General features: G+C 64.6%; 13 protein-coding genes. 11 read left to right on the top strand and 2 right to left on the bottom strand.

Annotated features, from left to right (window positions below; genetic code table 11):
- The first annotated feature begins 357 nt into the window (after positions 1-357).
- The 5 genes from KIH79_RS10245 (at position 358) to KIH79_RS10225 (ending at position 9088) form a co-directional block, all read left to right on the top strand.
- On the top strand, positions 358-3165 hold the full coding sequence (locus KIH79_RS10245) for a YhgE/Pip family protein (protein WP_219059273.1): 2808 nt from the start codon (positions 358-360) through the stop codon (positions 3163-3165).
- Positions 3162-5495, top strand: coding sequence for a YhgE/Pip domain-containing protein (locus KIH79_RS10240; RefSeq protein ID WP_219059272.1), 2334 nt, complete (start codon positions 3162-3164; stop codon positions 5493-5495). Before KIH79_RS10245 ends, KIH79_RS10240 begins: the two co-directional genes overlap by 4 nt.
- A 107-nt stretch (positions 5496-5602) precedes the next feature.
- Positions 5603-6655 (top strand): alpha/beta fold hydrolase, encoded by a 1053-nt coding sequence (locus KIH79_RS10235; RefSeq protein WP_219059271.1) that lies wholly within the window; start codon positions 5603-5605, stop codon positions 6653-6655.
- A 151-nt stretch (positions 6656-6806) separates the two neighbouring features.
- Positions 6807-8021 (top strand): MalY/PatB family protein, encoded by a 1215-nt coding sequence (locus KIH79_RS10230; RefSeq protein WP_219059270.1) that lies wholly within the window; start codon positions 6807-6809, stop codon positions 8019-8021.
- Positions 8022-8074: 53 nt separating this feature from the next.
- Complete coding sequence (locus KIH79_RS10225; protein WP_219059269.1) at positions 8075-9088, top strand: DMT family transporter; 1014 nt, start codon at positions 8075-8077, stop codon at positions 9086-9088.
- An 87-nt stretch (positions 9089-9175) separates the two neighbouring features.
- On the opposite strand, the gene KIH79_RS10220 is transcribed toward KIH79_RS10225, so the two are convergent.
- Positions 9176-9502 carry a hypothetical protein gene (locus tag KIH79_RS10220; protein ID WP_219059268.1) on the bottom strand — a complete coding sequence of 109 codons (327 nt, stop codon included), beginning with the start codon at positions 9500-9502 and terminating at the stop codon, positions 9176-9178.
- Positions 9503-9505: 3 nt separating this feature from the next.
- Positions 9506-9823, bottom strand: coding sequence for a hypothetical protein (locus tag KIH79_RS10215; RefSeq protein WP_219059267.1), 318 nt, complete (start codon positions 9821-9823; stop codon positions 9506-9508).
- Positions 9824-10134: 311 nt separating this feature from the next.
- On the opposite strand from KIH79_RS10215, the gene KIH79_RS10210 reads away from it, so the two are divergent.
- The 6 genes from KIH79_RS10210 to gtfA form a co-directional block, all read left to right on the top strand.
- Positions 10135-11961, top strand: a complete 1827-nt coding sequence (locus KIH79_RS10210; protein WP_236023799.1) for a vWA domain-containing protein — start codon at positions 10135-10137, stop codon at positions 11959-11961.
- Positions 11961-12707 (top strand): 5-bromo-4-chloroindolyl phosphate hydrolysis family protein, encoded by a 747-nt coding sequence (locus KIH79_RS10205; protein ID WP_236023798.1) that lies wholly within the window; start codon positions 11961-11963, stop codon positions 12705-12707. The genes KIH79_RS10210 and KIH79_RS10205 overlap by 1 nt, the downstream gene beginning before the upstream one ends.
- Positions 12704-13792, top strand: a complete 1089-nt coding sequence (locus KIH79_RS10200) for a substrate-binding domain-containing protein (RefSeq protein WP_219059266.1) — start codon at positions 12704-12706, stop codon at positions 13790-13792. The genes KIH79_RS10205 and KIH79_RS10200 overlap by 4 nt, the downstream gene beginning before the upstream one ends.
- Before the next feature lie 48 nt (positions 13793-13840).
- On the top strand, positions 13841-15022 hold the full coding sequence (locus tag KIH79_RS10195) for a toxic anion resistance protein (RefSeq protein WP_236023797.1): 1182 nt from the start codon (positions 13841-13843) through the stop codon (positions 15020-15022).
- Between the two features lie 206 nt (positions 15023-15228).
- A complete protein-coding gene (locus KIH79_RS10190; RefSeq protein ID WP_219059265.1) occupies positions 15229-16449 on the top strand; it encodes a Cna B-type domain-containing protein in 1221 nt (406 codons plus the stop codon).
- Positions 16450-17067: 618 nt separating this feature from the next.
- Positions 17068-18382: sucrose phosphorylase (gtfA, locus tag KIH79_RS10185; RefSeq protein WP_219059264.1), on the top strand; the 1315-nt coding region annotated here is incomplete at its 3' end.

Here is an 18382-nt window from a genome sequence, read left to right as displayed (position 1 = left end):
CGTTTTGTGTTGCTGGGAAGGTTGTGCGGGGTGGATGGGGTATACCTTCGGCGGTTTGCCCCGCTGGGTGATGCTTGAGCGGGTCGTTTCTCCGAACATCCATCCGTTTTGCCGCGGAAGGATGCGGCGGATACCTTGCGGACACCATTATTCGCATTATTTGGACAGACCGGGCGGTCGGTGTCGCGTTGTCGCGCCCCGGAGCGAAGAGGCCTGAGCGCGGCGGCGGGGTCCGCTTATACTGAGCGATGACATCAAGGGCCGCGCCGGCCACGATACGCATGATATGCACGATACGCACGATGCGGTCCGGCGTGGACGGTGGCTTTACGGTGGCTTGCGGTAAGGAGCGGTTGAGTGCGCACAGTCTGGACGATATTCACGCGCGATCTCAGGCGCATCCTGCGCAATCCCGTGGCCCTCGTGGTCACGCTCGGCGTGGCCATCATCCCCTCCCTGTACGCATGGTTCAACATCCTCGCCAACTGGGACCCGTATTCGGCCACCGGCAACCTGCAGGTCGCCATCGCCAACGAGGACAAGGGCACCTCATCCGACCTCGTCGGCAACCTCAACGCCGGCAAGCAGGTCGTCGCGCAGCTTAAGAAGAACACGGCCCTCGGCTGGCGGTTCGTCGGCGAGGAACAGGCGCTCGCCGGCGTGCAGTCCGGCGAATACTACGCGGCGATCGTCCTGCCCAAGGACTTCAGCGAAAGCCTCGTCAACTCGGTCACCGGATCGTCCAAGCGGCCGAGCATCAAGTACTACGTCAACGAAAAGAAGAACGCGACCGCGCCGAAGATCACCGACACCGGCGCGACGACGATCGACACGCAGATCAACTCGACGTTCGTCTCCACCGTCGCCGACACCGTCGCCAAAGCCGTGTCCGCGGCCGGAGACGAGCTCGACAAGACCACCGACAAGACGCAGACCGACGCGATCGGCGACATCGACACCGTGCTCGCCAGCCTGCGCAATACGGCCAGCGCGCTCGACTCCATGCAGACCACGCTCGCCTCCACGCAAACCGCGCTCGACAAGGCCAAGCGGAACACGGCGACGCTGCGACAGGCCATCGCGGCCGCGCAGCAAGCCTCCAAACAGTCCGCCACGCTGCTCGCCGAAGCACAGAAGGGCACGCAAACGTTCTCGACCACGCTCACCGGCGCGCTCGACAACGGTTCCCTGCAGCTCGCGGGCGTCGCGGCCAGCGCGAACGCGGCCGCCGGCAGTGTCACCGGCACGTTCAACACCGCCCAAAGCGCGGTCGACTCGATCTACGACAGCGTGAGCAAGCCGCTCGGCACCACCGCGTCCACGATCGCGAACCTCAAAAAAGCCCTGACCGCCGCCGGCATCGACCAGAACACCAGCGACCCGCTCGGCAAGCGCATCTGGAGCCAGATCGACACGGTCGACGCGGCCGTCACCAAGCAGCAATCCCAGCTCGAAACGTTCCGCAAGGACTCCACGCAGTTCATCACCTCCGGCAAGAACGCGACCGGCAACCTGTCCGGCGCGGTCGGCAGCGCCTCCAACGGCGGCCTCGCCGCGATCGCCGCCACGCGCGGCTCGCTCACCGGCACGGTCATGCCCAACCTGAGCGCCTCGCTCGACAGCTTCGCCACGCTCAACGGCACCCTGAACGGCACGCTCGTCTCGCTCAATGCGACGCTCGATCAGGCAGACGGTCTGTTCGATCAGCTGAACACCACGATCGGCCAGACGAAAACCACGCTGTCCGGCACGCAAGAATCGCTGAACCAGCTCGCCTCGGACGTCGAAACCGTGCGCTCCGACGTCGCCGCGCTCGACAGCTCCGCCGCCTACCAGAAGATCCGCGACACGCTGCATCTCGACGACGAGGAATTCGGCAAGTTCATGGGCACGCCGGTCAGCCTGACCGAAAAGGTCGTCTATCCGGTCGACAACTACGGCTCGGCCGTCACGCCGTTCTACACGAACCTCGCGCTGTGGGTGGGCGGCTTCGTGCTCATCGCCATCTACAAGCTCGAGGTGGACCGCGAGGGGCTGGAGGAGCTCGGCCGCATCTCCGCCTCGCAGGCGTATCTCGGCCGCTGGCTGCTGCTGCTCGTCGTCGGCTTCCTGCAGGCGCTCATCGCCACGGTCGGCGACATCGCGCTCGGCATCCAGATGACCCACCCGATCCTGTTCATCCTCGCCGGACTGTTCTGCTCGTTCGTCTACATCAACATCATCTACGCGCTGGCCGTCGCGTTCCGGCACATCGGCAAGGCCGTGGCCGTCGTGCTCGTCATCATGCAGATCCCGGGCGCGTCCGGCCTGTACCCGATCGAGATGATGCCCGACTTCTTCCGCAAGCTGCACCCGTGGCTGCCGTTCACGTACGGCATCAACGCGATGCGCGCGACGATCGCCGGCACGTACGGCAACCAGTATTGGGACGACATGCTGCACATCGCGTACTATCTGCCGGCCGCGCTGTTCGTCGGCCTCGTGGTGCGCCGCTACGCGATGAACCTCAACGCGCTGTTCGACCGCCGCCTCGGCGACACGGACCTGATGATCACCGAGCACAATTCGATGGTCAACGAGCGCGTGAGCCTCAACGCGCTGTTCGGCCGCGTCGAGGAGGGCAGCGAGCTGCACGCGATGGTCAAGCGGCGCGCGCACCGGTTCTTCATGCGTTACCCGAAGCTCATCATCTCCGGTCTCGCGCTGCTCGCGGTGCTGCCGTTCGTCTTCCTGGTGCTGCTGTTCGTGCTCACCAACAAGATCGCGATGCTCACCGCGTGGATCGCCTCGATCATCCTGATCGACACGTATCTGATCGTCGTCGAATACACGCGCGAAAGCTACGCCCGCCAGCTCGGCGTGAGCGCGATGAGCGCCGACGAGTTCCGCAACGTGATGCTCAACGGCTACGTGTGGCTGCGCCCCGGCGGACGCAGCCGCGGAGGGTCGGCCGCACGGCACGCGAAGCATGCGCCGTGGCGCGTGCCGAACGCCGACGTCGCGCTCGACGACAGTCCGGACATCGGCGAAGTGACCGAGGAACTGCCGACGCTCCGTTCGGCGGACACCGCCGCGACGAATGATGCGACCGTGCCGAACGCCGGCACGACGGAAGACGCGGGCCGCACGATGGGCCGCACGACGACGGAAGGAGACGCGCGATGAGAAACATCTGGCGCATTTTCGCGCGCGACGTCCGCCAGTCGACGCGCAACGTGATCGCGATCATCGTCGCGATGGGCCTCGTGATCGTGCCGTCGCTGTACGCGTGGTACAACATCGCCGCCAGCTGGGACCCGTACGGCAACACGAAATCGCTCAAGGTCGCCGTCGCGAACGTCGACAAGGGCTACAAGTCGGACCTCATGCCGGTCAAAATCAACGTCGGCGAGACGGTGACGAGCGCGCTGCGCGCCAACCACCAGCTCGACTGGCAGTTCGTCGACAAGGATCAGGCCATCGACGGCGTGAACTCGGGCGAATACTATGCGGCGCTCATCATCCCGAAAAGCTTCAGCGCGGACATGATGACCGTCTTCTCCCCCAAGATCAAGCACGCCAAGCTCGAATACTACCTCAACGAAAAAGTCAACCCGATCGCCCCGCACATCACCGACGCGGGCGCGACCACCGTGGCCACCACCATCGACCAGACCTTCGTGAAAACCGTGGGCGAGGTCGCGCTCGACATCGCCTCCAGCGTGGTCGACTACGCGCAAAGCCCGCAGGTCGCGCAATACGTCGACAACGCGACCGGGCACATCGGCACGCTGTCCTCGCAGCTGACCAGCACCGCCAAGCAGGTCGACGCGTACGCGACGCTGCTCGGCGCGGCCGGCAGCATCATCGACTCCACCGACAAGCTGCTCGGCTCGGTCAAGTCGAGCGGAGACACGGCCAAAACGGCCATATCGCAAGGCAAAACCGGACTGTCCAGTCTTGAGACGGCGCTGTCGGGCGCGTCGAGCGGCGTGAGCGAGGCGCTTAAGCAGGCGGCCGGATCGTACGACGACATCGAGAAGCAGGTCGACGCGGCGTTCGCCGACATCGACTCGCAGGCCGGGCAGGTCGCCGGCAAGCTCACCGACATGCAGGACAAGATCGGCAAGCAGGCCGACGCGTTTGGATCGTACGCGTCCGCGCTGCGCGCGCTCGCCGACGAGACGGACGCGACGCTGCTGCCGGACGTGAAAAGCGCGCTCAACCGCGCCGCCGACCGCGCAGAATCGGCGCAGACGAAACTTGCCGACGCGGCCGACGCGCTCGGCGACGCGGCCACGCGCATCAACGACGGCACGGCCGACGCGGCCACCGTGCGCACGGAACTCAAGCAGAAGATCGCCGACGCGAAGACGACCGTCACCGACGCGTCCGACACGTACCGCACCACGCTCAAGCCGCAGCTCGACGCGCTCTCGTCGTCCGTCAGCGACGTGGCCGCGCAGATCGGCACCGTGTCGAACGGGCTCAACGACACGATCGACGACGTGTCCGGACTGTCCGGCGGCATCGCCACGCAGATCGCCGACGTGCAGTCCACGCTCGGCAAGGCGTCCGCGGCGCTCAACAAGTCCGCGTCGAAGCTCTCGTCGCTCAACGACAAGCTGAAATCGCTGGCCAGCGGCGGCAGCATCGACCTGTCGCAGCTCACCAGCGCCGACCCGGACGCGATCGCCACGCTCATCTCCGCGCCGGTCGCGCTCGACCGCACGGCCGTGTACCCCATCGCCAACTACGGTTCGGCCATGGCCCCGTTCTATACGATCCTGTCCATCTGGGTGGGCGCGATCATTCTCGTGGCCATGCTCAAGGTGACGATCTCCGACCACGAGAAGGCCCGCATCCTCGGGCTCGGCAACTCGCTGCCGCTCGGCGAGGAAATGGGACTGCGCGACGCGCTCGTGGCCGGGCGCGCGGCCGGACCGGTAGCGGCGCTCGACGTGCTGCTCAAACCGCGCGCCGAATCCCCCGGCAATGCGCGGCGGTTCGGACTGCGCCTGCACGAGGAGTATTTCGGCCGGTACATGCTGTTCGGCGTGCTCGCGCTGCTGCAAAGCACGCTGCTGTGCCTCGGCGACCTGCTCTATCTCGGCATCCAGTGCGAGCATCCGTTCCTGTTCCTGCTCACCGGCTGGCTCGCGTCGATCGTGTTTTCGAACCTCGTGTACACGCTCACCGTCTCGTTCGGCGACATCGGCAAGGCCATCGCCGTGGTCCTGCTGGTGATGCAGGTGGCCGGTTCGGGCGGCACGTTCCCGATCGAAACCCTGCCGCCGTTCTTCCAGGCCGTCTCGCACTGGCTGCTCTTCCCGTACGCGGTGGACGCCATGCACTCCGCGATGGCGGGCGCCTACGGCATGGAATACTGGGTGGCGATGGGCAAGCTGGCGCTGTTCCTCGTGCCGTCCCTGCTGCTCGGCCTGGTGCTGCGCAAGCCGGTGATCCGCCTCAACGACTGGATCATCCGCAACCTCGAAAGCACCAAGGTGATGTGACGGGCAGCGGCGGTAGCGCGATACGGTTCGGGGCTTGCTGCGAAAACCGCCTCTCGGATCGCATGTTGCCCAATTTTGGGCGTCTGATCGTTGGGTAGCATGGTGGCATGAACGTGAAGCTGATCGACGAGAACCGGTATGCCGAGATCATGGAGGGCCGTGTGCTGCCGGCTCTGGCGCAGTGCCGCGCCGAAGGGTGGATGGAGCCGGCCGAAGCGGACGGGCTGCCGTCGCGCGCCGGCAAGCTGCACTACGTGTGCTACGACTCGGCCAAATTCGACGCGCTGCGCGAGGACGACGCGACCGGCATCTTCCGCGGCGCGATCGTCATCTCGCACGGGTTCACTGAGTTCACGCGCAAATACGCCGAACTCATCTGGTATTTCCTGCTGTCCGGCTATTCGGTGTGCATGATGGAGCATCGCGGCCACGGCTACTCCGCGCGCGACGTCGACCAAAACTGGTTGGTGTGGATCGACGACTGGCATCGCTACGTGGCCGATCTTGCGAAATTCGCGGACACGGTCGGCAAGCAGTACGCCGACGGCCAGCCGCTCAACCTGTTCTGCCATTCGATGGGCGGCGGCATCGGCGCGGCCGTGCTCGAACAGCATCCGACCCTGTTCGACAAGGCCGTGCTCTCCTGCCCGATGATCGCGCCCGCCACCGGCATCCCGAACTGGCTGGCCCGCGGTCTTGCCGAAGTGATGTGCGGCGTGGGGCTCGGCCGTCGCGCCGTGTTCGGCCAGGGGCCGTTCGAGCAGACGTTCAAGCCGGAGGACCATCCCGGCGCGTCCGACGCGCGCGTGCGCTGGTTCCACCGGTGCCGCTGCGACGACGAGCATTACCAGACCAACGCGGCCGCATTCGAATGGGTGCGCCAGGCGCTGCGCATGTCGCACGCCGTGCTGCGGCCGAGCGCATGCGCAAACATCGAAACGCCGATCCTGCTGTTCCAGGCCGGCCGCGATGTGTGGGTGCTCAACGAGCCGCAGAACCGGTTCGTCGAACACGTCAGGGAAGGCGGCGGTAATGCTCGGCTGGTCCGGTTCCCCAACTCGCTGCACGAGATCTTCAGCATGCCGAACGACACGATCGCCCCGTATCTCAAGCAGATCCTCGACTTCTACGGCTCGTCCGAAATCGCCGTCGCCGACTGAACCGCGCGATGATGCCGGCCGGCGGCGGCGTGGCGCGCGGCGCAGGTTACTAAGCTACGTATCGTTTTGCGCTCGATTCAATGCGGGATCGGGCCGGGTGCGTGACGAGCGGCGCGCAACAGACAACGGGCAGAGTGACGAAAGGACGAGCATGACGACCTACGACTTCACCACGATCATGGATCGCCACGGCAAGGACGCCATCGCGGTCGACGGTCTCGGACAGGACCCGGGCTTCGCGCCGGACCCGCCCAAGCCCGGCTTCGACGTGATCCCGATGTGGGTCGCCGACATGAACTTCCCGACCGTGCCGACCATCACCGAAGCGATCATCGAGCGCGCGAAGCACCCCGCGTTCGGCTATTTCACGCCGACCGACGAATACTACGACGCGATCATCAACTGGCAGCGCGACCGCAACGGCGTGACCGGCCTTGCCAAGGAGCACATCGGCTACGAAAACGGCGTGCTGGGCGGCGTCATCTCCACGCTCACGTCGTTCGCGGCCCCCGGCGACGCGGTGCTGCTGCACAGCCCGACCTACATCGGCTTCACGCACTGCATCGAAAACAACGGCTACCGCATCGTCCACAGCCCGCTCAAGCGCGACGCCGACGGCGTGTGGCGCATGGACTTCGACGACATGGACCGGCGCATCAAGGAGCACAATATCCACGTCGCTGTGTTCTGCAGCCCGCACAACCCGACCGGCCGCGTATGGGAACGTTGGGAGATCGAACGCGCGATGGAGGTGTACCAGGCAAACGATTGCGTCGTGATTTCCGACGAAATCTGGTCGGACATCATCCTCGCCGGCCACCGGCACATCCCCACGCAGTCGGTCAGCGACGACGCGCGCAACCGCACGGCCGCGTTCTACGCGCCGAGCAAAACGTTCAACCTCGCCGGACTCGTCGGCAGCTACCACATCATCTACAACAGGTATCTGCGCGACCGCATCGTCGCCAAGGGCACCAAGCCGCACTACAACGACATGAACGTGCTGTCGATGCACGCGCTCATCGGCGCGTACCGGCCGGAGGGTCGCGTTTGGTGCGACGAGCTGCGCGCGACGATCACTGCGAACGTTGACTATGCGTACGATTACATCACGTCGCACTTCGACGGCGTGACGCTCGCCAAGCCGCAGGGCACGTACATGCTGTTCCTCGACTGCTCGCAGTGGTGCGCACGCCACGGCGTGACGCTGTCCGAGCTGGAAAAGCGCGGCTGGGACGTGGGCGTCGCCTGGCAGGACGGCACGATGTTCAAGGCGCCGTGCGCGATCCGCATGAACCTCGCGCTGCCGCTCAGCCGCGTGCAGGAGGCCATGCGCCGCCTGAGTGAATACGTGTTCGTCGACTGAGCGCGGCCGTCAAACGACCACTGAGCAACCACTGAGCGACTAACGTGACTGATATGCCTGACACACAGCAACGCAACACCGGCAATACCGGCAACATCGATCGCGCCGACCGGTCCGGCGGCGAGTCCGGCGCGATCGACGGAGCCGGCGCGGCCAAGAAGCCGGCCCCGTCCTTCGAGCGCACGCCGAAGGACCTGCTCGTCGGCGCCGCGCTCGTGCTCGTCGGCGGCATCATGTGGGGCACGAACGCGACCATTTCCAAAATGCTCATGGGCACGTACCATGCCGACCCGCTGTGGATCGCGTGCGTGCGCGAACTGCTCGCCGGCGCCATGTTCATCGCCTTCGCGGCCGCCTCGCCGAAACAGCGGCCGCTGCTCGTCGGTGCGCTGCGCGAACGCCGGTCATATCCGCAGCTCGTCGCAAGCGCGCTCGTGTGCGTGCTGCTCGTGCAGGTCGCCTATCTGTGCTCGATCAATGCGACGAACGCGGGCACGGCGACCGTGCTGCAATCATTGAACCTGCTGTTCGTGCTGGCGTACGTGTGCCTGCGCGGCCGTCGGCTGCCGAACATGCGCGAGGGCGTCGGCGTCGCGCTCGCGTTCGCCGGAGTCGTGCTGCTGGCGACCGGCGGCGACCTGTCGACGCTGAAACTGCCGCCGATCGGCCTGTTCTGGGGGCTCGTGAACGCGTTCGCGACCGCCGCGATGGCGATCATGCCGATCAAGCTGATCGCGCGGTGGGGCAACATGACGGTGAATGGGATCATGTTCGTGATTTCCGGCATTGTGCTGTTGCCGATCGTGCGGCCGTGGGCCACCGCGCCGCAGCTCGACTGGTTCGGCCTGCTGCTCATGGCGTACACGGTAGTCATCGGCACGTTCGGCGCGTTCGGCCTGTACCTGGCCGGCATGATGCGCGTCGGCTCGATGCGCGCGACGATGCTCGGCACCAGCGAGCCGGTCGCCGCGACCGTCACGTCCGTGGCATGGACCGGCGAGGTCTTCTCCCCCGCCGATTTCGCCGGCTTCGCCATGATTCTCGCCATGGTCTTCCTCGTGCGCTGAACGAGCGGAATCGCGCTGCGCGCGATGCCGAAACGGCGGACGTATCAGCACATACACAGCACATACGCCTCACAAGGTGAAGAGCGGTTATTGGGCGCGCATTTCGGGGCTGTACTGCTTGCGCACCGCCTCACCGCTGATGTTCATGAGCTTGCCGATGGCGTTCCATGATTCGCCGCGTCGGCGCAGTTCATCCACGATGATGCGCGTCTGGCGTTTGTTCTCCTGCTCGAAGACCTGCTTCTGGTAGACGAGACGCTTGAGTCTGGCACCGGGATTGGGGTCGTCGGACACGTCGACTGGTTCGGGATAATCCCCTGACTCCATTTCCTCGTCGATATGTTCGCCGAGTCGTTCATAGTACGCCCGGTCGAACGGTGGTGCGCCGTCTTGCCTGCTTTGCTTTGGTGCCATCATTCACCTCCGAATCGCGTTCCAATACCGTTCTTGGTAGCTGTGCCGTGCCGGCATAGCATGGCAGATCATGATCCTGCCGGTGTCGGCTCCGTAAGGAGCTTCAAAGTAACCGATCTCATAGAGTCGGTTGCCTTGCGGATCCGGGCCGACCACCATGTAGGTCGGCGGATCTCGGCGTGCGTTCACTCCGACATCCTCGCCGTGCGCATATGCGTGCAGGATCACGTCATCCGGCACCGGCGGAATGGTGATTCCCCTGGCGGTATGCGCTTTGCGCGCGCTGTTGAGGATGATCGGCTGTTCATTATCATAGCTCATGTCGCAACCTTGGTTGTCGTTTGTGTGGTCGTGCGCCTATATGCGTCGCGGTGATTAGTCATCTTGGCTCCTTTGTCGATGGCGTGTGCGCGATGCGCTGAAGCGTAATCGCATTCATGACCCGTCGGCAAGCTGAACCGGGGTATGTGGTCGAATGGTCCGAGTTGTCCACATTCGGCGTGTCCGTCCACAATTGTTGTGGATAGTTGCGGGAGGCGGCAACGTTGCCGGAGACGAAACGTAATGTACTGTTCACCATGTGTTCAGGTGTTGGCGGTGGCGGGGATGAACCGGTATTCCACAATGGTGGTATGAGTGGAATATGCGAGGGTTCGCAGGACAACGTAGTGGACGATGACAGTCGCGGGAAGGGCCGCGAGATGCGTTGCGATGCCCGCGATATCGGCAGCGAGGGCGACGATGAGGCGTGCGCCGTTCGTGTTCGCCGCGCGCCCGGCATGATGGCCGCGGCGCGCCGCGCGATTGCGGCCGTGACGGCCACCGTGGCCTCGCTCGGCATGCTGGCCGCCTGCTCGGTGTCGTTCAACGGCGGCTCGAACGGCGGGAACGGCGCCGATTCCGACAAGGTGCAAACGTTCGAACCGGCCAAGGGCAAGGCCGAAGCCACGCTGAACATCGCGTCCGGTTCGGAGAACAAGGAAGTCGCCGACGCGATCCAGCAGGCCGTCGACGATTCGGGCGTGGCCGTGACCATGAACTACATGGGCTCGCTCGACATCATGGGCGCGCTCAAGAACGGCGGCGACAAGTACGATGCCGTCTGGCCGGCCTCCTCCATGTGGATTTCGATGGGCGACACCAAGCACATCGTCAAAGACGCGGCCAGCACGTCCACCACGCCGATCGTGTTCGGCATCGCCAAGTCCAAGGCCGAGCAGCTCGGCTGGGCGGATTCGTCCGGCAAGACGACGCCGGTCAAAACCGCCGACATCCTCGCCGCCGTGTCGTCCGGCAAGCTCAAGTTCTCGATGACGTCGGCCACGCAGTCGAACTCCGGCGCGTCCGCGTACCTCGCGTTCATGACCGCGCTCACCGGCCGCGACGAACCGCTCACCGCCGCCGACCTGAACGACGCGAAGCTCACGAATCAGGTCGCCGCCCTGCTCAAGGGCGTGGACCGTTCGTCCGGCTCGTCCGACTGGCTCAAGGACATGGTCGTTGCCAACCCCGACCGCTTCGACTCGATGGTCAACTACGAATCGCTCGTCATCCAAGCCGACAAGCAGCTCGACAAGGCCGGCCACGACCCGCTCGTCGCGATCTACCCGGCGGACGGCATCGCCGTCTCCGACTCGCCGCTCGGCTACGTCGACCGCGGGCAGAATCTCGACGACGCGTTCGCCAAATTCCAAAAAGCGCTCAGTTCCAAGGACGCCAAGCTGCTGTTCGAACGCGCCGGCCGTCGCACCGGTCTCGGCGGCACGCTCGCATACGGTAGCGACGATCAGGTCAAGCAGTCGTTCCGCGCCGAATGGGGCATCAGTACCAGCGCGGACACGCTGAAAACCATCGCATTGCCCGCCGCAAGCGTGATCGATCAGGCGCTCACCGTGTACCAGACGAAACTGCGCAAGCCCAGCTACACGATCTGGGTCGTCGACTACTCCGGTTCGATGAGCGGCGACGGCAAGGACGGCGTCGTGCGCGGCCTCACCTCCGCGCTCGATCCGACGCAATCCGCCCGCTACCACATCGAACCGTCGAGCGAGGACGTCAACGTGCTCATTCCGTTCTCGTCCGCCGCCGAAACGCCCGTCACCGCGCGCGGCACCGACACCGGCGACCTGCTCAGGCAGGCCGAGGACCGCGCCGCGACCGGAGGCACGAACATCTACGACGGCCTGAGCTCGGCGCTCAGCATCCTGCCGAACGACCTGAGCGACTACACGACCGCGATCGTGCTCATGACCGACGGCCAGTCCGAAACGCTCGACAAGTCGTCGTTCGAAAGCCGATACCGTTCGTCCGGCCGCGATCTGCCGATCTTCTCGATCATGTTCGGCGAGGCCGACCCGTCGCAGCTCAACGAACTCGCCAAGCTGAGCAACGCGAAGGTGTTCGACGGCCGCAGCGGCGACCTCGCGGCCGTATTCCGCCAAGTCAAGGGATTCAACTGATGATCGGCATCGTCGCGGGATTCGTGATCGGGCTTGGCCTCGCCGGCCTTGCGTTCTGGCTGGCCGGCGGCGGGCTGATCGGGCTGGGGCTCGGCGCGGTGTGCGCCGCGCTCGGCTACGTCGCCGGATCGACGCTGCTGCAGCCCGAGCGTCGGCTCGGCAAGGTCGTCGTGTCCGCGCTGCCGAACGGGCAGAAGGCCGCGGCCGCGATCGACGATGCGAACACGATGCTCAACCGCATCGGCATGCTCGCGCGGCAGGTGCGCGATCCGCAGGTGCGCTCCGAAGCCGACGATTTCATCGCCGCGACCCGCGATCTGACGCGCTACGTGAGCACGGACACGGGCGCGTACGCGACGTTGCGGCATTACACGAACGTGTACGGCGACCAGACCGCGAAACTGCTCAAGTCGTACGTCGACGTCGAACAGTCCGGCGCGCGCGACCAGCTGGCCGTCGCGCAGCGGGAGACCGTCGAGGCGCTGCAGGTGCTCGAACGCACGGCCGCTGGCGAGTTGTCGCGCGCGGTGTCGTCCAAAACGCTCGGCATCGCGGCCGATTCCGAGGCGATCCAGCGTCTCGCCAGCATGGACGGATACGCGACGCCGGACGACGATGACGGACACGTGCCGGCCGAGCCGGATGCCGCGTTGCCGGCCGCATCGCCGGCTGCATTGCCGTCCGATCGTCCGGCCGCGCCGGAGGACGGGCGTACAGGCGCAGGAGCGGGGGAGAGGAAGCCATGAAACCGACCAAAGCGAAAATCATCGGACTGATCGCGCTGCTCGCGGTCGTCGCCATCATCGGCGGCACGATCGTCTGGCGGCAGGCCCAGCCGAAACCGGTCGAAATCGCGCAGGTGAACGGCTATCTGGGCGGCGAGAAAATCGGCCTGTTCGACGACGACAAGTTCGCCGCGCTGGCGGAGCAGTCCGGGCTCAAAGTCAACTATCGCAAGGCTGGATCGCTCGCCATGATGGACGCCGACCGCAAGGGCATGGACTATCTGTTCCCGTCGTCGCGCGCGGCCGTCGAATACGGCAAGGCGCAAGGCGTCGACACGTCGAACTCGGACATCGTGTTCAACTCGCCGATCGTGATCTACACGCACAAGGCCGTCGCGGACGCGCTTACCGGCAGCGGCATCGTCAGCAAGGACGGCGGCGCGTACCACATGGACATGGCCAAGGCCGTCGACGCGATGGTCAACAACAAAACGTGGGCCGACGTCGGCTACAAGAACGGCTACGGGCAGTTCCGCATCGACTCGACCGACCCGGTCAAATCGAACTCCGGCAACGAATACGCGGCGCTCGTCGCCACCGTGCTCAACGGCGGACAGCCGGCCACCATCGACTCGGTGTCGCGCGACACCGACAAAATCCGCGCGATCTTCGAGAAATCCGGCTGGATGGAAACCAGTTCGGAAGACAGCTTCAACCAGTTCCTGACGCTCGGCGTCGGCTCCAAACCCATGATGGTCGGCTACGAATCGCAGCTGCTCGACCTCGCGGTGAACCAGCCGGACGCGTTCAAGCAGGTCAAGGACGACGTGGTGATGATGTACCCCACGCCGACCGTGTGGAGCACGCACACGTTCATCGCGCTCGACGACAAGGGACAGCAGCTGCTGAAGCTCCTGAAATCCAAGGACGTGCAGAAGCTCGCATGGGAGCGCCACGGATTCCGCGCCGCCAACTTCGCCGGCACCGACTCCATCAAGCGGTTCAACGTGCCCGGCACCCTCGAACAGGTGACCGCCGTGACCGAACTGCCCAACAACACGGCCATGCAGGCCATCATCAAACTGCTCGATTCAACCCGGGGGTAACGGGGGCAACGGGGCAACGAAAAGGCAACGACAGAAAGGAAACCAACCATGAACAAGCAACTCACGCTCGCGGACCTGGCGGGCGGCAACAGCGCAACCGCATCGTCCGCATCCGTCGCAACCACGCTCGCCGATCCGAATGGCTCTCTCGTGCCGACCGCCGATCAGGCCAAGGCCGAGGCGGCGCTCACGCCGGACCAGCAGATCGCCAAATTGCCGGCCGCGGACCAGCAGCAGATCGCGCAGCTCGCCGGCAACATCGACTTCACGCGCGACGGCATCGAGTCGTCGTACGGCAAGGACGTGCAGCGCGCCACCTCCACGTTCGCCGACGAAATCCTGTCCGAAACGCGCTCCAAGGACACCGGCGAGGCCGGCGACCTGCTCGCGACCATGCTCACCACCATCGACGAAGCCGAACTCGGCGGCTTCCGCAAGATCCCGATCATCGGTCAGGTCGCCGTGTCCATCGACAAACTGCGTCGCCGCTACCAGAAGGTCGACGCGCAGATCGACGAGATCATCACCAAACTCGAGAAGGCACAGGCCAAGCTCGTCGCCGACATCGCCATGTACAACACCATGTACGAGCAGAACGCGCAGCAGTACCGCGAACTCAAGCTCACCGTGCTCGCCGGCAAGAAGGCGCTCGCCGACTTCAACGCGAACCAGCTGCCCGCGCTCGAGGCCGAGGCGGCCAAGAGCGGCGACGCGATGCAGGCGCAGGTGCTCAAGGACTTCAAGTCCAAACTCGACCGGTTCGCCAAGCGGCTCGACGACCTCGACCGCGTGAGCGTCGTCACGTTGCAGACCGCACCGCAGATCAAGATCATCCAGAACGCCGACCAGACCATCGTCGACAAGATCGACACGACGATCTCCACCACGATCCCGGTGTGGAAGTCGCAGATGGTGATCGCGCTCGGCCTGTCCAACCAGCGGGCCGCGCTCGACCTGCAGAACAAGGCCGACGACGTGACCAACAAGCTGCTCTCGCGCAACGCCGAAGCGCTGCACCGCGGGGCCGTGGACGCGGAGAAGGCGAACCAGCGGTCGGTCATCGAAATCGACACGCTCGAGAAGATCAACTCCGAACTCATCGCCACGCTGCGCGAAACCGTGCAGATCCAGAAGGAAGGCAAGGCGAACCGCGAGGCCGCGCAGGTCAAGATGCGCCAGATCGAATCCGACCTCAAGGCCGCGCTCATCGACAACGCGCGGCAGATGTGAGCTCTTCGCCGTTCGTCTGCATGGCGGCGCGGTCTGCGTGACCGTGCGCTCATGCGTTCGTCGCACGTCGGGCCGTACCGTGACGGCTTTGCGGCAACTTGCGCCAAACGAGGCCGAACATAGGGGGTGAGGCGTAGACTGGGGGCGTTGGAGCAGAGACGCCCCCTGCGCGCGGGGCGAATGCGAAAGAGTGAAGCAAGGAAACGATGAAGACTACTATGACCGACGCTCGTGCTGGGAAACGCGGCGCCAGGCGCGGCGCATGGACGCTGAACGCGCACTGCATGACCGGCATCGTCGCCATGATCTGCTCGTTGGCGCTTGCGTTCGGCAGCTGCCTGCTGACGATGATGCCGCTGACGGCGGTTGCCGACGAGACTGCGGCCGTCACCGGGAATGGTTCGATTACGGCCGTGTACAAGAACGGCGATGCGCCGGTGGCCGGCGTGCATGCGAGCCTGTATCACATCGCCAATTGGAATAATGCTGGCACAGGGTTTGATCTGGTGAAGCCGTTCAGTGACAACGATCAGTATCCGCTGAAGTGGTCGGACATCGACTTCACGAAGATCAGTGGATCGACGATCAACGACGACGGCAATACGTCCGCGTACCTGTACCGTCAGGCGATCACCGCGTTGCAGGGTTTGATCGCCCAGCACAAGCCCACGCCGTTGGCGACCGGCGACACCGACGGCAACGGCGTCGTGACGTTCAGCGGTTTGGCCGAAGGCCTGTATCTGCTGCTGTTCGATTACTATAACGACGGTTCGCTGTCGTGCACGGCGTCGCCGTCGATGATCCCGCTGCCGCTGACCGTCACCAATGAGGACGGCAGCACCACGCAGCAGATGGATGTTACGGTAAACGCGAAGTCCTCGTGCTCAACCACGCCGACGCCGCCGACCGAAACCGTGAAGCGCAAGGTCGTCAAGGTCTGGAAGAACGATTCCGACAAGGTGCGGCCTAAGAAGATCGTCTTGCAGCTGCTGCAGGACGGTAAGGTGTACGACGAGGTCGAACTGAACGAGTCGAACAACTGGACGTATGAGTGGACCGACCTGCCGGCCGGCCACGACTGGCAGGTCGTCGAGAAGACCGTGCCGGACGACTACACGGTGCTCGTGGACCGCGAGAACGACGTACTGACGATCACGAACACGTATACGCCGCCGTCGACTCCGCCGACCACGCCGCCGGAAACCCCGCCGACGACCCCGCCCACGACGCCTCCGGATACGCCCGGCACCCCACCGGACACGCCCGGCACCCCGCCGTCGAACAACACGCCTCCGACGAGCACGACGACCACCAACAAGCCGCCGATCGGCAACACCGGTGCCGCCATCATCCTGCCGGCAGCCGCCGCAGCGGTGCTTGTGTCGGTCGCGATCATCATCCTGATGCGTCGCCGCAGCTGCCGCTGACCGTTACGTCTGCGTGGCCGCACTGTTGGTGGCTTGCCGCGGGGCATATCGGATGATCTTCTCCGATTCGCTCCGCTGACGAGGTCTCCAGCGAGGTACTTCTACGAAGGTCTATCCGATTCTCCGCGCTAAGCGTTCCTAGCGTGGCGAATCGGATAGACCTTCGTCGTTTTGCTTCGCTGGGGTGGCTTTCAGCGGGGTGATTCGGTGATGATCTATCCGTTTTGCTGTGCTGGGCGTTCCTAGCGTGGCGAATTAGATAGATCTTCGGTGTTTTGCTTCGCTGGGGTGGTTCCCAACGGGGTATTTCTCCGAAGGTCTATCCGATTTGCCGCGCTAAGCATTCTGAGCGTGGTGAATTGGGTGGACTTTCGTTGTTTTGCTTCGTTGAGGTGGTTCTCAGCGGTGCAATCCGGCGAGGGTCTATCCGTTTTGCTGTGCAAAGCTATGGGGCCGCGCAAAACTGAGCGCAATACGCCCCGCTCTGCCCCTTTCCCATAATGCGCGATGCGGATCGCAGGGCACTTTTGACACTCTCGAACCGGTTCGATACAATGGACTGGCCGTTTGGGGGAGACCAAGGAACGGCACTGAGACCAGTCAATAGAAGGAGGTCCCATGAAGAACAAGGTCCAACTCATCACATACGCCGATCGCCTTGGCGACGGCACCATCACGTCGCTCACCGACATCCTGCGCACCCGCTTCCAAGGAGTGTACGAAGGCGTGCACATCCTGCCGTTCTTTACCCCGTTCGACGGCGCCGACGCCGGCTTCGACCCGATCGACCACACGCAGGTCGACCCGCGCCTCGGCGACTGGGATGATGTCGCCGAACTCGCCAAGACCCACGACATCATGGTCGACACGATCGTCAACCACATGAGCTGGGAATCCAAGCAGTTCCAAGATGTCATGAAGAACGGCGAAAACAGCCCGTACTACCACATGTTCCTCACCATGAGTTCCGTCTTCCCCGACGGCGCCACCGAAGAGCAGCTCGCCGGCATCTACCGCCCGCGCCCGGGCCTGCCGTTCACCCACTACACGTGGGCCGGCAAGACGCGCCTCGTGTGGACCACGTTCACGCCGCAGCAGGTCGACATCGACACCGATTCCAAGGAAGGCTGGGACTACCTGCTGTCCATCCTCAACCACCTGTCCGAGAGCCACGTCAAGTCGATCCGACTCGACGCGGTCGGCTACGGCGCCAAGGACAACCATTCCAGCTGCTTCATGACCCCGAAGTCTTTCCAGCTTATCGAGCGCATCAAGCAGGAGGCGGAATCGCGCGGGCTCGAAACGCTCATCGAAGTCCACTCGTACTACAAGAAGCAGGTCGAGATCGCGCACAAGGTCGACCGCGTGTACGACTTCGCCCTGCCGCCGCTGCTCCTGCACTCGATCTTCACCGGTCGCGCCGACGCGCTCGCCCACTGGGTCGACGTGCGCCCGAACAACGCCGTCACCGTGCTCGACACGCACGACGGCATCGGCGTGATCGACATCGGCTCCGACCAGCTCGACCGTTCGCTCAAGGGCCTCGTGCCCGACGAGGACGTCGACAATCTCGTCAACACGATCCACCGGAACACGCACGGCGAATCGCAGGCGGCGACCGGCGCGGCCGCGTCCAACCTCGACCTGTACCAGGTCAACAGCACGTACTACTCCGCGCTCGGCTGCAACGACCAGCACTACATCGCCACGCGCGCCGTCCAGTTCTTCCTGCCCGGCGTGCCGCAGGTGTACTACGTCGGCGCGCTCGCGGGCGTCAACGACATGGACCTGCTGCACCGCACCAAGGTCGGCCGCGTACGCGAACTCGCCGTCGAACGCGGGCAGTTCGTTGCGGAAGCGGCACAACGCGTTGAGCGCCTGCACGACCGGGCGCTTGAGCTGCTCGTCGACCTCGGCGGTCGAATAGTAGTGC

Source organism: Bifidobacterium miconis, assembly GCF_019331735.1.
GTDB lineage: Bacteria > Actinomycetota > Actinomycetes > Actinomycetales > Bifidobacteriaceae > Bifidobacterium > Bifidobacterium miconis.
Note: the sequence above shows the minus strand (reverse complement) of the source record. Positions and strands in the feature narration are given on the sequence as shown.